The sequence below is a fragment of the Acetobacterium carbinolicum genome, from assembly GCF_047456275.1.
GTDB lineage: Bacteria > Bacillota > Clostridia > Eubacteriales > Eubacteriaceae > Acetobacterium > Acetobacterium carbinolicum.
Map to the genome: position 1 here is coordinate 3,942,472 of NZ_CP173357.1, position 13,710 is coordinate 3,956,181.

13 protein-coding genes and 1 pseudogene are annotated in these 13,710 nt (G+C 39.3%); 7 read left to right on the forward strand and 7 right to left on the reverse strand.

The window, feature by feature from the left end:
- Positions 1-1,014, reverse strand: coding sequence for a FecCD family ABC transporter permease (locus ACIZ62_RS18260; protein WP_414150844.1), 1,014 nt, complete (start codon positions 1,012-1,014; stop codon positions 1-3).
- Positions 1,015-1,466: 452 nt separating this feature from the next.
- Here ACIZ62_RS18260 and ACIZ62_RS18265 point away from each other — a divergent pair, with 452 nt between their 5' ends.
- From ACIZ62_RS18265 to ACIZ62_RS18275, 3 genes are all read left to right on the forward strand, one after another.
- The gene (locus ACIZ62_RS18265; RefSeq protein ID WP_414150845.1) at positions 1,467-1,982 is read left to right on the forward strand and encodes a hypothetical protein; all 516 of its coding nucleotides are present in this window, start codon (positions 1,467-1,469) and stop codon (positions 1,980-1,982) included.
- On the forward strand, positions 1,975-2,208 hold the full coding sequence (locus ACIZ62_RS18270) for a helix-turn-helix transcriptional regulator (protein WP_414150846.1): 234 nt from the start codon (positions 1,975-1,977) through the stop codon (positions 2,206-2,208). Before ACIZ62_RS18265 ends, ACIZ62_RS18270 begins: the two co-directional genes overlap by 8 nt.
- A 110-nt stretch (positions 2,209-2,318) precedes the next feature.
- On the forward strand, positions 2,319-2,735 hold the full coding sequence (locus tag ACIZ62_RS18275; RefSeq protein ID WP_414150847.1) for a DUF6326 family protein: 417 nt from the start codon (positions 2,319-2,321) through the stop codon (positions 2,733-2,735).
- A 146-nt stretch (positions 2,736-2,881) separates the two neighbouring features.
- On the opposite strand, the gene ACIZ62_RS18280 is transcribed toward ACIZ62_RS18275, so the two are convergent.
- On the reverse strand, positions 2,882-4,768 hold the full coding sequence (locus ACIZ62_RS18280) for an ammonium transporter (protein ID WP_414150848.1): 1,887 nt from the start codon (positions 4,766-4,768) through the stop codon (positions 2,882-2,884).
- A gap of 644 nt (positions 4,769-5,412) precedes the next feature.
- On the opposite strand from ACIZ62_RS18280, the gene ACIZ62_RS18285 reads away from it, so the two are divergent.
- A complete protein-coding gene (locus tag ACIZ62_RS18285; RefSeq protein ID WP_414150849.1) occupies positions 5,413-5,901 on the forward strand; it encodes an RNA polymerase sigma factor in 489 nt (162 codons plus the stop codon).
- Positions 5,894-6,937, forward strand: coding sequence for a hypothetical protein (locus tag ACIZ62_RS18290; protein ID WP_414150850.1), 1,044 nt, complete (start codon positions 5,894-5,896; stop codon positions 6,935-6,937). The genes ACIZ62_RS18285 and ACIZ62_RS18290 overlap by 8 nt, the downstream gene beginning before the upstream one ends.
- A 119-nt stretch (positions 6,938-7,056) precedes the next feature.
- On the opposite strand, the pseudogene ACIZ62_RS18295 reads toward ACIZ62_RS18290, so the two are convergent.
- A pseudogene (locus ACIZ62_RS18295) lies at positions 7,057-7,299 on the reverse strand (acetyltransferase); the annotation flags it as partial.
- Positions 7,300-7,410: 111 nt separating this feature from the next.
- Here ACIZ62_RS18295 and ACIZ62_RS18300 point away from each other — a divergent pair.
- The gene (locus ACIZ62_RS18300; RefSeq protein WP_414150851.1) at positions 7,411-7,668 is read left to right on the forward strand and encodes a hypothetical protein; all 258 of its coding nucleotides are present in this window, start codon (positions 7,411-7,413) and stop codon (positions 7,666-7,668) included.
- A 62-nt stretch (positions 7,669-7,730) separates the two neighbouring features.
- Here the strand turns inward: ACIZ62_RS18300 and ACIZ62_RS18305 are convergent, their stop codons facing one another.
- Complete coding sequence (locus tag ACIZ62_RS18305) at positions 7,731-8,132, reverse strand: VOC family protein (protein ID WP_414150852.1); 402 nt, start codon at positions 8,130-8,132, stop codon at positions 7,731-7,733.
- 296 nt (positions 8,133-8,428) lie between these two features.
- On the opposite strand from ACIZ62_RS18305, the gene ACIZ62_RS18310 reads away from it, so the two are divergent.
- Positions 8,429-9,343 (forward strand): DUF4097 family beta strand repeat-containing protein, encoded by a 915-nt coding sequence (locus tag ACIZ62_RS18310; protein WP_414150853.1) that lies wholly within the window; start codon positions 8,429-8,431, stop codon positions 9,341-9,343.
- Between the two features lie 274 nt (positions 9,344-9,617).
- Here ACIZ62_RS18310 and ACIZ62_RS18315 read toward each other — a convergent pair whose 3' ends face one another.
- The 3 genes from ACIZ62_RS18315 to ACIZ62_RS18325 all read right to left on the reverse strand — a co-directional run bounded on the left by ACIZ62_RS18315 (position 9,618) and on the right by ACIZ62_RS18325 (position 13,589).
- A complete protein-coding gene (locus tag ACIZ62_RS18315; protein ID WP_414150854.1) occupies positions 9,618-10,130 on the reverse strand; it encodes a C-GCAxxG-C-C family protein in 513 nt (170 codons plus the stop codon).
- Between the two features lie 270 nt (positions 10,131-10,400).
- Positions 10,401-12,911, reverse strand: a complete 2,511-nt coding sequence (locus tag ACIZ62_RS18320) for an ABC transporter permease (protein WP_414150855.1) — start codon at positions 12,909-12,911, stop codon at positions 10,401-10,403.
- Positions 12,912-12,923: 12 nt separating this feature from the next.
- Entirely contained in the window at positions 12,924-13,589 is a 666-nt protein-coding gene (locus ACIZ62_RS18325; RefSeq protein WP_414150856.1) for an ABC transporter ATP-binding protein, read from the reverse strand.
- Positions 13,590-13,710 lie beyond the last annotated feature (121 nt).

The window sequence follows — 13,710 nt, forward strand, 5'->3', positions numbered from 1 at the left end:
TTACTCCTTCTTTTGAAATAGTAGGTAAATAAAAAATGGCGCTCCAATTAAGGAAGTTATAATCCCCAATGGAATTTCAACACTAAAAAGTGTTCTGGCCAAATCGTCTACAACCATTAAATATATTGCGCCTATTAATATCGATGCCGGGATCAACGTTTTGTGATTTGTTCCGACTAAGGCTCTGGTAATATGCGGAATAATCAGGCCTACCCATCCGACCATGCCACACAACGAGACCGATGTTGCCGTTATTATCGTAGCGCAGACAATAAACAATAACCGCGTTTTCTTAACATTAATTCCTAAAGATTGCGCTTCCTCATCTCCAAAAGCCATGATATTTAACTTGTTTCGAAAGATAAACAGTGGAATTAACCCTGCTGAAACAGGAATTGTTAATAGCAAAACCTCTTTTGCTTTGACCGATGTTAAGCTTCCCATCAGCCAGAATGTAATTGTTGGCAGCGTTTCATTCGGATCAGCGACATATTTGGTTAATGATATCAGTGAAGAAAAAATTGATCCAATCACAATTCCCGCCAACACCAGCATCAGTACTGGATCGCCTTTTTTCGCTAACGCAATACTCAACGAATAGGTTATGAGCACCGCTAAAATACCAAAAATGAATGAACTGATTTGAACACCCCAAAAACCAACCGACAATAGAATTCCAATTGCTGCCCCAAATCCGGCACCATTGGCTGCACCTAATACATCCGGCGATACCATCGGATTTCGAAAAATACTTTGAAAAACAGTTCCCGAAACGGCCAGTGAGCTTCCGATCAATAATGATGCAAAAATCCTTGGAAGCCTGATACTAAAAATAATTGTATTCAATTCTTCATATTGATTAAAGGGCTTATTTTGGATTTTTAAAACGAATAAATCCAGAAGTTTATGAATGTCGATCGTGTATCGACCAATAAAAAACGAAGCACCAAATAATACAATGAGAGCGATTATTAAGATCAGAAATACACTACGTTTATCGTTGTAATCTTTCACATTAACCTCCTTGTAAACGATTTTATTGGGTTTCAACTCATTTCGTTTGTTAATGGCCATTTGTTACTTATTGATAATTTTAATTCTTTTTAGTTATTTTTAGTACTGTTTTATTTATTGTAGCCTATGCTGAATTATAAATCAATCCCTTAATTGATTTATAATATCATTCAATATAGAAACTAAAGTGGCGAGCACCGCTCAATTAGTTATAAGATTATGACATAGTAAGTGAAAATAAAAGTTATGATTGTCGTGAATACCGGCTATTATAATGCTAAATATGGCAAGTTTATGACGAGATGACGTTTCGTTTGTCATGTCTATTTCAGTAGAAAATCGCATCTTAAGTATAGATATCATTACTTTATGTAAAATATTATTGACATTGAGGATGATATGATGTACTCTATGTATAAAATAAACTACTTACATCTTACAAGGAGGAAAAAATGAATTATCAAGAGAAGAAAGTAATTACTTCAATCATTGCCGGTGTATTGGTATTAGTGACATACAGTATTTATGGGATGTCGAAGTATCTGGAAATCGGAGAAGATCTGCTAAACAATTTAGAGTTTTGGGCAACTACAATGCTTGTTGCTATCGGCGGTGGTATCGTTGTTGTCATACTTATTCAGATTATCTTTCACATTATTCTTGCTGTGGCAAACGAGGTCGCAAAAGAGGTTGCAAAAAAAGTAAGCAATGTAGGTAAAAATGAAATCTATGAAGAACTTGAAATTACAGGTATTGAAGATGAAATGGATAAGCTAATTGCACTCAAAGCCATGAGAAATTCATTTGTTATGGTTGGCATCGGCTTTATTATAGCCCTTTTATCATTATATCTGAAAATGCCACCAGCAATTATGCTTAACATCATTTTTATATCATTTAGTCTGGGATCGCTTTTTGAGGGCCTTTCGCAGTTATATTTTTACAGGAAAGGGGTCAAAAATGTCTAAATTCGTGATTTCTAACACTATTAGAAAGTTGCGTTTTTATAATAATGAGATGACTCAACAGGAGCTCGCTAAAAAGACCGGCGTTTCAAGGCAGACGATTGTGGCCATTGAGAACTCTAAGTACTCCCCGTCTTTAGAGCTGGCATTCCGCATTTCTGAAGTGTTCAAAATTAAACTGGAAGATGTGTTTTCCTATGAAATTATTGAAGATAACGATAAAAAGTAACTATTTGAATAAAAGCTTTCCAAAATCAAGCCTTAAAGAGCTCTTAACAGATAGAATTTTTGTATAAATGTGCAACCATAAATTATATAAAAATAATGGAGGGAAAAGAGATGAATTCAGATGAAAAGAAAAAGCCGTTATGTACGAGAGAACGATTGTCTGTACTGTGGATCGTTGTGATGTTTTCTATGGCTTTTGCCGATATTCTTACCTTCGTATTGCCAGAAGCCTTGAATGATCTGGTTATGGGTACTACGGATGTAATAATCACGCAAGAGTTGTTAGTTGTTATGGCAGTGTTCGTTCAGATTCCGATTATAATGATCTATCTATCGCGTGTTTTAAATTACAAAGTAAACCGTTGGGCAAATATTATCGCATCAATCATTACAATAATATTTGTGATTGGTGGTGGTTCCTTCTATTTACACTATCTGTTTTTTGCATCGGTGGAAGTACTCTGCCTGCTGCTGATAACCTGGTATTCTTGGCAATGGAAAGTCGCCAAAGGCACTAAGAATAGTTGATGGATCAAATGCCGGATGAGTTGCCCATAGCTTGTCGCTAAACAAGCTATGGGCAAAATCAGAAGATAAAAACAAGGTGATAACGAACGCGCATTATTGACTAGAAGCCATTTTGCTTGTCATGACACGACTAATCGATCATAAGTCTATACTAACATTTGCTTTACAATTTTATTTCTGCCCTCTTCTTTGGCACAATAAAGCAGTGTATCCGCCTGGTTAATCATTTTATTTAAATCTTCTCCGGTATTTTCAACAACACCCCCGCTAACCGTAATCGTATAGCCCTCGCTAAAATCCCAGATCATCGTTTCAATCTTTTCTCTGATCATATTGGCAAAGATATAGGCTGCCTCCAAATCAGTTTTCGGCATAATGACAAGAAATTCTTCGCCACCATACCGTCCAAAATAATCGGTCTTTCTCAGGGCATTGCTGATATTCTTCGCGATATCAACCAGTACCTGATCCCCTGCTAAATGCCCGAATTGATCATTGACTTTTTTAAAAAAATCGATATCAAACAGTAATATCGATAATTTTTTTTCATAGTTGATGGCAATGTTAATTTCTTTTTCCAACGCATCGGTTACACTTTTTCTATTTAAAATTTTCGTCAAACCATCCGTCACCGCCATATGATGCAGGGATTTTAACGCTTCCTCGGCCATTTCTTCTTTTTCTTTTAAATCATTGACCATACTATTGAAATAGTCTGTCAATTCACCAATTTCGGTTCCGAATTCGACTTCAATTTTCTCTGCATTTTTAAAGTTTTTATTTTCAATGATATTCCGGACTGAATTTGAAAGTTCAAAAATACTGGTACTGGCACCATGCTCGGCAATGTTTAGACCAATTTCTTCATGACTTGGGGAAACGCGCATGGGATAGACTTTATTAATAATCGTCATTAATACAAATGATACGCCAAAGCTCCAGACAAATGCCGCGGACACACCCAGTAGTTGAATCATAATCTGATTCGAACGGGTCATCCCCAATTCAAACAAAAAATGCTCCTGAATAAAGATCCCGGTAGCAATGGTCCCCCATACGCCGGCAAATCCGTGTACCGGTATTGCACCAACCACATCATCCAGCCTGAGTTTTTCAAGCAGCAGGGTTCCAGAATAGACAATTAAACCCGAAACAATCCCGATAATCAACGCCCCAACTTCACTCACGTAATAACAGCCCGCCGTTATTCCCACCAATCCTCCAAGAATACCATTGATGATACTTTCCGGTTCCGGAAGTTGATTTTCGCTGAATTTCCAACTAACGAATAAGCCCGTAAGCCCGCCAAAAGAGGCAGAGATCAAGGTATTGGCAATGATGCCGGCGATTTTTGTCGTCGCTGTTAGCGTACTTCCGGCATTAAAGCCAAACCAAGCGAAAAATAAAATAAAAACACCAAAGTATGCAAAAACGAGATTGTGACCTCTTATTTTGTTTGCTTTGCCATCTTTGGCAAACCGGCCGAGTCTTGGGCCAATAATGATCACCCCAGAAAGTCCAACCCAGGCACCAATGGAGTGAACAACCGTCGATCCGGCAAAATCAAGAAATCCAAGTTGTTCCAGCCAACCGGTATTATCCGGATAGAATAAACCGCCCCAGGCCCAATGACCAAAAACCGGATAAATAAAGGCTGAGGTAATAAAAGACATCAATAAATAGGTGCTAAATTTTGCTCTTTCCGCAACCGCACCCGAGTCAATGGTTGCCGCGGTGCCAGCAAACACCGCCTGGAAAAGAAAAAAAGCGGCCTTCCAGTCGTCTTGACCAAAATTTACAAAAAAATCACTGCTTCCAACCACCCCATGAAATGATTCACCAAACATCAGACCAAAACCAATAAACCAAAAAGCGGCAACCGATAAAATAAAATCCGACATATTTTTAATCGCAACATTGATAGAGTTCTTTGCACGTGTTAGTCCGGTTTCCAATGCCATAAAGCCCGGCTGCATCAGAAATACAATCATCGCCGAGATAACAACCCATAAATAATCTGTAATATCCTTCATCCGTATTACTCCTAAGTATCATATTTCGAAAGAAACCTTGTTCGCGCTATATCCAGGTTTTTGCTTCACAAGCAGTGTGGATCAATAACAAAAAAAGCCAACCCCACCAGGTTGACTTCATTGTCTGATTTCTGACTTTATCCTATTATCTAGTTATATTAGCAGAATAAAATATATTAGTCAATATCATGTCCTCGATTATCCGCTTTGCGATGACGAATAGAAGCTTTGTTCGTCATGCTTTCTTTTGTCGATTTCACTATCTAATCGGCGCTACCCTCTTTTAAAAAATTATTTAAAAAGGGCTTTTATTTGTGCTTCACAAATGATTGAAGCAACCTCTTTACCTTGATAGAAAAAAACTTATTCCGATAGACTACGATAATTTTTAACGACGAAAATTTAAGTGTTTCACCATTTTGCATATGGGTTGTGATGTATAATAAATTAGATCGCTGGCATCACAGTCCACGATGTAGAAAACTTGCTTATCTCGAATTGACTCGCTGTGAGGACATCGTCAATAAAACCGACATGCACAGTCTATTTTAACCAATCAAACCAAAAAAAACTATCTATCTTTTTTATTTATGTAGCATTTTGGTTAGTCTGATGGTGTTACGAGTGAAAGGAGGGTTACAATCATGGAACAACACTCATTGCATCTGTATGACTGCACTGAAAAAGTTATTAGCTTTTATTCAGATATGGTATATCGCCTTGCTTTTGCTCGCACTGGAACAAAGCATGATGCTGACGATGTATTTCAAGAGGTTTTTCTTCGCTATGTTAAAAAGAAGTCTCTTTTTAACAATGAAGAACATCGAAAAGCCTGGCTAATCCGCGTGACAATCAATTGTTCAAATAACTTTTGGAACTCTTTATGGCGAAAAAAGACCCAAGAACTCACAACTGACATCATGTTTGAAACCGAGGATAGCGTCAATCTTTATACCGAATTACAAAAATTACCCGCAAAATATCGTGAAGTTATTCATTTATTTTATTATGAGGATATGTCACTTGAAGAAATCAGTCTTACCCTCAATCGGAAGAATTCAACGATTCGAACTCAGCTAACTCGTGCACGAGCCTTATTAAAAGAATTTATGAAGGAGGAAAACTATGTTTAGAGAACAGTATACTAAACTCAACCAACAAGTAAGTCCTGACAAAAATTTGCTGCAAGATACCATCGATAAAGCGAAAAAATGTGAAAAACAATCCAATAGCAAAATCTACTCATTTCGCAAGCCGCTCATAATCTTGGTATCGCTATGCCTTTGCGCCTGCTTAGCAATGCCAGTGTTGGCCGCAACTGTAGCGCCCGTTTATCAGCTCATGTATATGGTTTCTCCAACTATTGCCCAGTTTTTTATGCCAGTTCAAAAATCCGTCGAAGATAACGGCATCAAAGTAGAGGTTGTATCGGCTTACATTCATGACAATGTTGCAAAAATCTATATTACCATGCAAGATTTAACGTCAGATCGTATTGATGAAACGACCGACCTTTTTGACAGCTATGATATCAATCGCCCATTTGACAGTAGTGCGCATTGCGCGTTCGTTGACTATGACAAAAGCACCAAAACAGCCACATTTTTAATTACGATTGAAGAACAAGGGGGAAACACTATTACTGAAGATAAAATCACATTTACCGTTCGGGAATTTATAAGCCACAAGACTTCTAGCGAGAATGTTAAAATCGACTTGGACCTTGCTGATTACAAGACTGAATCCGAATACCAAACCCAATCGCCAAATGGTGGCGGTTCTTCAAATGAAAACGCCGCGCTAACGGAAGAGCGTAAATTTTTAGTCCCAGAGTCGACAATTTACCCCATAATGGATAATCTTAATCTTTCAAATATTGGATTTATTGATGGGAAACTACACGTTCAAATGCAAGTTACCGAAAAGCTTACCTTAGACCCACATGGTTCCTTTTATTTAATGGATGAAAACGGAAATAAAGTAGCGCGTGATTATAACATATCCTATCAGACTAATCGCAACGGCATATCCATCACTTATGATGAATTTGTTTTTGATGTCAAAAAAGAAGATCTGCAAAATTATCGCTTATATGGGAGCTTTTACGTAGCAGGCCTTAACACAAAAGGAAATTGGCAAATTACATTTCCGTTAGAACAAATGAATTAGCATATAAATCGGCACAGCCTTTATCATTACACATTAACGCGCCTCTAAATCTTCATTCCTCTAAAGGGTTAGGCAGAGCAGTTAAAAACATCAACGCTCTGCCTTTTTAATAAGGAGAAGATATAAAAGGGATAAGTTGTAATCCCATCCATTCGGTGGTTTGCACCATTCATGATGAACTTAATGCCCGCTGCTAGGCACAGAATTTACCGATTATCAGCCTATCTCCCAGGAATTCATAATGGTGTTCAATGTGATCATAAAATTTCTCCGGAGCGTTTTTATTATCGCTGTAATAAGTATATTCACCGATTCCAACATTGAGTCTTTTGGGCAAATTGCTGATATAGCATCGTTTTTATCTTTTCATTTGGATAAAGCTTTTTTTATTCGGTCCGTTCATAAATGCCTCACACACTCTCTAAAATGGAAAGTATGCTGAGGCGATTATTCTGGATGAACCCACTAATCACTTGGATATTAAACATCAGCTTTTTATTCTAAACCATTTAAAAAAATCCGGCAAAACAATCGTGATTGTTCTTCATGATCTTCAGAAGGCAGCTCATTTTTGCGACAAAATCCACCTGATTGATTCGGGTAAAAATGTGTCGGAGGGAACGCCAAAAACCGTATTAACCCAAGAAAATGTTAGAAAGATCTTTGAAGTAAACGGAGAAGCCCGTTACACGGAGACCGGATCCTGTCAGTTTAATTTGGAAATGGAGTAGCAGAATCATTTAAAAGAGTATCGGATAAAACGATCCGATACTCTTTTATTTTACCGCCCTGTTTAATTTTTAGCCCCTTTTTCAAATGAACCAATCTCAATCAAGTTTCCTTCCGGGTCTGCGATGTAGCAAGTCCGCTGTCCCCACGGCTCTGTTGTTGGTAGCATCATTGCCTGTCCACCATTGGCAGTGATTTCCGCAAATGCCCTGTCTACCGCATCATAGCTTTCTACGCCCAGCGCAATTTCAAAATGCCCATTGACACCTTGAGCATACCCAAAGCTGCGACCCGTCATTTTTTCGAAATCCTGTCTGCCATAGAAAAGAAAAAGCGTGCCGTCCTTCTCCAGATAGACATTGCTGCTATCTTCGGCTTCCTTAATTTCAAACCCCAGTACATCCCGGTAAAAGCGAATCATCGTCGCCATATCTTTAACAAAAACCCCGAACCCCTCTAATTTCATTTTGTGTTTCCTCCCTTTGTTTGAATAAGGTCATTTTATCATGACAAACACGACAACTGCATGTCATGTTTGCCAATATTTTAATCGGTATAAAGAAGCGACGGTAACTTGCCACAAAACGTCTTGACGTTTGGGTAAAAAAAGTAATATAACGATCGTTGAATGAACGGTTCAGTTAGGAAGGCGAATGCGATGGAAAGTAGCATGAAATTGATATTTGACGCAGCCAGTCATCTATTTATCAACAAAGGGTATGCATGGATAACCTGGTTAGCGCATACAAGAGATAGATTTTTATGAAACGCAATCTAATTTCATTTGCCTGTATAAGTACTTTACTGATGGGGATTTTAACCGGGTGTGGTGAACAGAAAGCGACTGCTCTCGTCAACACGCTTACATTCGATACCGAAGATTTTGGGAGCCTTCGGCTTGGTTATGACGCAGAAGATATTCATGTTTTGGAAAGTGATAATGACAAGGTGATCTTAAAGGAGTACATGAACGAAGACAAACCGAGCTATTATGCCAGAGCCTCCACCCAAAGCGATGAACTGCTAATTACTGAGGGCGATCGGCCAAACCGCTCCAGTTTTGAATCGTACGTTGAAATTTATATTCCGCCGAACTATACCGACAGCATATCCCTACACTCCACAAGCGGAACCATACATTCGGAAATTGGTCTGAATTTATCGGGTGTGTTTGATGTTGATACTACAAACGGTGTGGTGAAAGTATCAAATGTAAAGGCATCTAATATCAGGATTACCAGTACAAATGGCAGTTTGAATTTTGAAAACATCGATGCCGATCGTTTAAACATACAGACTACCAACGCCGAAACTACAATGAACCAGATAAATGGAATCGTCAGCTATCAATCAAAGGGTGGCAATCTGACCGCTTCTGATCTTCATGGTTCGGGTTCTTTTAATGCCTCCGGAGAGGGTTCCATCGCTGTTTCCTTTGCTGATGTGACCAATGATATTTCCGCATACTCCAAAAACGGAACGCTTACGGTAACCTTTCCTGATACACTTACGTTCAAATTTTTTGCAACAACGAAAGAAGGTTCGATCAACACCTCATTCTCAGACCAGCTTACCGTTACCGACACCACCGCTGTCGGAACCATCGGTACTTCGCCTGAAATAGCCATCGAATTGGAAACTCGAAACGGGGACATTAAAGTATCCGGTAAAGAATGATTAGCCGGATTTCAATTAAAACGGGCTATCGATTTATTTGAACGCAAAGATATAATCAATATCGTCTTTGATGATCCCAATATCAAATTAAGACTAATTTCCCTGACCGGCCAAGTTAAAGCTCGTTATGCAAATTTCATCGAGACAACAACTATTCTCTTGTTATGAAATCCTCCGTATAATCTTCTCTATCACATATTTCCCCGGCGTCCCTACATCATAATGACCTGGGGACGCTTCATTTGCTATGTTCAGTTCGCAAAAATACATCAGTCTAGTAAGCTTCGTCTTCCAACATAATCTCCGCTGCCATACGGGCCGCATTCTTTACAACGGTGCTACATTTTTCAACGTGACCGGGAACGTTTAAATACTCTGCATCTTCCTTATCATCCATTAGATCGAAGCTTCGACCAAAAAGTTGTTTATGTATTTCCGGACATAGGGTGGTTTTATATTCTTGATAAAATGTATCCCGATACTCCAGTAACTTTTCAAACCCTCTTTGTCTGAGCTCATTAAGCTCTTCAGGGTTCGCCAGTTCTTCTTCAATCGTTGGATTAAAATTGGCTCCAATTGCAAGCATTCCGGCAACATAAGCTCCACACGAACCATTGGCTCTTCCGCATCCACCAACCAAAGACATTGCCGCTGTGATCATTTCCTCCGGAATAAAGTCAAAGTAGGTTTTTAAACCATACAATGTACTCCTTGCGCAGATATCATCCCGTAAACTTGTTTCCAGCGCATTCTTTTCAATCATCGCTACTATTTCCTGACGATTCATTCTTATTCCTCCTAAAAAAATTCAGTTAGTATCCAATTATTCTTTATTTTATCGATAGTTATTTATTATGTCAATCTCATTCCTCTAATTTCTAGCGTTGTAAGGGATTTGAAAACACTGCCTTGTTATCATCGCGATCAGGCCGAAGGTGTCCATTCTGAAAAATGATAATGGCGCCCCCTCTTGTGAGGTATGAAACCCCATAATTTTTGCAGTAACTTCCCGAATTGTATTTTCAATTACCTTTTCATATCGGATGCCCTTTTTTGCTTACTCAATTTCTCTCAATCTTTCGACGACAGACTTCTTATTTAGTTGTCGGGTCATGATGGTAGCCAGTACTGCACACAATACCACCATAAATGCTATAAGGAGGAAAAAACTGACGCCAAACAACATCCCATTAAACCCGGTAAACATAGAGGCTGATGCCACGGCCACGGTAATATAACAGCCCGCCACTAAAACAATTATTGCTGAACTGAAGCAAAGAAATAAATTCTTTTTAAAAAGAGCTTTCCATAGCTGCTTTCTGGTCATTCCCACCGCCTGGAAAATGAGCACTTCTTTTTTACGTGCAAGGGTATCCGTAATCAGTGTATTGACCATATTGGATATACCAATTATACCTAATATCAGGGCCAAGAAAAAACCTAAAATCATAATCGATGTTTTTTGATGTGTATAGTAATTTCTGTCCTCGTATCGCGAATCCATGCGGATCTGTGTGTTATGCTCTTTCTTTACTAAATTCGTAATCGCTTCTATTTGTTGCTGATTCAAACCGGCCTTTGCGACGATTTGAATGCTCGCTATGCGCTCATTGTAATTAGGATAAATTGATTGAAAGAGCGTATCTGGCAACACTATATTATTGTAACTAATATCACCCGTACCATATCGATCATCTTTTTCAATCACGGCCATTACTGTCACTTCTTTTATATGGTATGTGTCGGTTGAGTCCTCATAAAACGATAGTTCCATAACATCGCCGGCATGAATTTTTGTGTCTGTATCAACCTCCTGGTCGGTTATATTTAAGTAATCAATATCTTGATACAAAATATAGTCACCTGATTTAAATTTTTCTATATTTATCTCCCCATCCAAAATCTTCAGGTATTTTGCTTCCTGCTCTAACCGCTGAGCAGGCAATCCGCTGATTTCCAGCTTGATGTTCCCGTTTGGCAAAAGTTGCACAATGCCAGTCTCTCCTTGCACCTCGGCGATCGCCTCGATTTCCTGTTTAAGCTTTCCATCCAGTTTGACTTCGGCAAGAAAGCTTTCATACATTCTTTGCGAAAGACCTTCTATCAAGTCCGGCCTCGTTTTTGCCCGATAGATTACATCTGTCCGCTTTACAAATGAAAGCTTTTCTATTTCAGTATTCAGTTCCTCCGTAATCGGGTTATAGGGTTCATCCAAAGTCCAAAAATTAGCGGTGTGGTAAATCCGGCTATCATTTTGATTATACCGATCCACCATGTTTTCCACTTGGAATCCAAAACTCACATTACAGACCGTCAGAAAAACAATTCCGCTCAGTGCAAAGGAAATAACCGTAAATGCTTTATTCTTATGGCGCGGGGTATAGCGTGCCGCTTCAATCGGAGAAAATGAAGCGGCTGTTCTCAGGGTTCTCGAACAACTGATCCAAACAGTTAGCCATGAAAATAAGATTGCAAGCAAGAGAACAAGCCACAAATTTGGCGCTTTATAGTAAAGATAATAATCGGTCATACGGATAATTTCCGGAGCCAGTAACAGACCAACAGCGTATCCGGCTAGAGCCCCGAAAGAAATACCAATCAAAGCTAATATCCGCACCTGTCTCATATAAATCGATTTGAGTTGCTTTTTGGTCGTGCCAATGGTTTTCATCATCCCAAACCACCGAACATCGGACGTTACCGAGATCGCAAAAACATTATGGATCAGAAAATACCCGCTCATCATTATCAACACTATAAAAAGAAGCAATGGCAGAGCCATAACTAGCGAATAGGCGAAGGTTGAATAATTTTTTGTCTGAATCGCATCTGCGTGAGTCACCTCCCCAAGCTCCGATAGTTTACTGTAAACATCGCTTTTTAGCAAAAAAGGATTTAGATTATTCAGCTTAACATAAATCGCGTTATTATTTTTTGGCATTTCGGGATTGTACGTTTCAATAAAATCTGGCACAGTGTAAATTTCCTCATAGCTGCCGCTTATATTAGCTAAAGGATTTTTATAAATTCCACATACCTCGAAAGGAATTTCTTGCTCCTGCTCTTCGGCATTCTGCAGTACTACAACCTGTAGGGCTATTTCCGTGCCGAGTTCTTTTATCCCCATTTTTTGTGCCAGTGTATCTGATATTAAAATCTGTGTTTTTGTCTTTGGAAAAACACCCTGTATCAACGCAATGTAGTTGTGAGTATAAAAACTTTCATCGGGTGCAAGCAGTTCTGTCTGAATCCCTGCAAAGTCGTTATTATGCAAGGAGGTTGTACTGCATTTACTCACAAAATCCGCCCATTCGACCTGGCTGTTAGCAAGCGCCTTATCATAATTTTCTCTGGTACCAATCAAGGCTCCGTCTGCCCCTGGTCCCGGTGCTGCTTGGGATGACTCGTACATCGTTGTAAAAAAACTTAACCCCGCCGTTAAGACAAAGGAAATCAAAACCGTTGCCAAAAAAATAGCGATCACCATGACCATATTTCGGTTCCGATTCTTTTTTAGGCCATTTGCCGCTAAACTCTTTACAATTTCTTTATTATTATTCCGAAACATCGCTATCTCCCCTCACGCAACGATTCTGCCATCCTCAATGCGAATAATCCGATCTGCAAGTTGTGCGATCTCGCTGTTATGCGTAATCATCACGATGGTTTGATGGAATTGCTGACTTGTTATTTTCAGAAGCCCCAAAACTTCCTGACTGGTCTTGCTGTCCAGATTTCCGGTTGGCTCATCGGCCAGGATGATGGCAGGCTTTGTTGCCAGCGCGCGCGCAATCGCAACCCGTTGCTGCTGCCCCCCCGAAAGGTTGTTGGGCATGCCATTAATCTTTTCAGTCAAACCAAGCGCTCGAACAATTTTGTCAATAAATTCGTTATCGGGCTTTTCTCCATCGAGCCTGATTGGCAGGACGATATTCTCGTAAATATTTAAGGTCGGGACAAGATTGTAGTTCTGAAAAATAAAGCCAATATTCCGCCGACGAAAAATCGTGAGCTGCTCGTCGCTCATCTTTGATAATTCTTTTCCGTCTACATCTACGCTGCCGGAAGTCGGGTTATCCAAGCCTCCCAGCATATGCAACAGAGTCGATTTGCCGCTGCCGGAGGTGCCTACAATCGCTACAAATTCTCCTTGCTCCACATTCAACCCGACACCATCGAGTGCCTTAACAAGGTTCGGTTTGCTGCCATAATATTTTTTCAGTTCGTTGGTGCTCAATATACTCATTATAATGCCTCCTGTTTTTGGTTTATTCTTTCATCATACCGGGTAAATGTCTCTCAATGATCTCAATTTTAAAATCAATTGTCACAGTTTTGAGATATTTCATTCTGGATAGCAAAAAGAC

Excerpts from the sequence above, each read along its gene's own strand:
- ACIZ62_RS18275 (WP_414150847.1), top strand. The coding sequence starts at position 2,319 with ATGAATTCAGATGAAAAGAAAAAGCCGTTATGTACGAGAGAACGATTG.
- ACIZ62_RS18290 (WP_414150850.1), top strand. The coding sequence starts at position 5,894 with ATGTTTAGAGAACAGTATACTAAACTCAACCAACAAGTAAGTCCTGAC.
- ACIZ62_RS18325 (WP_414150856.1), bottom strand. The coding sequence starts at position 13,589 with ATGAGTATATTGAGCACCAACGAACTGAAAAAATATTATGGCAGCAAA.
- ACIZ62_RS18285 (WP_414150849.1), top strand. The coding sequence starts at position 5,413 with ATGGAACAACACTCATTGCATCTGTATGACTGCACTGAAAAAGTTATT.
- ACIZ62_RS18280 (WP_414150848.1), bottom strand. The coding sequence starts at position 4,768 with ATGAAGGATATTACAGATTATTTATGGGTTGTTATCTCGGCGATGATT.
- ACIZ62_RS18320 (WP_414150855.1), bottom strand. The coding sequence starts at position 12,911 with ATGTTTCGGAATAATAATAAAGAAATTGTAAAGAGTTTAGCGGCAAAT.
- ACIZ62_RS18265 (WP_414150845.1), top strand. The coding sequence starts at position 1,467 with ATGAATTATCAAGAGAAGAAAGTAATTACTTCAATCATTGCCGGTGTA.
- ACIZ62_RS18305 (WP_414150852.1), bottom strand. The coding sequence starts at position 8,132 with ATGAAATTAGAGGGGTTCGGGGTTTTTGTTAAAGATATGGCGACGATG.
- ACIZ62_RS18310 (WP_414150853.1), top strand. The coding sequence starts at position 8,429 with ATGAAACGCAATCTAATTTCATTTGCCTGTATAAGTACTTTACTGATG.
- ACIZ62_RS18270 (WP_414150846.1), top strand. The coding sequence starts at position 1,975 with ATGTCTAAATTCGTGATTTCTAACACTATTAGAAAGTTGCGTTTTTAT.
- ACIZ62_RS18315 (WP_414150854.1), bottom strand. The coding sequence starts at position 10,130 with ATGAATCGTCAGGAAATAGTAGCGATGATTGAAAAGAATGCGCTGGAA.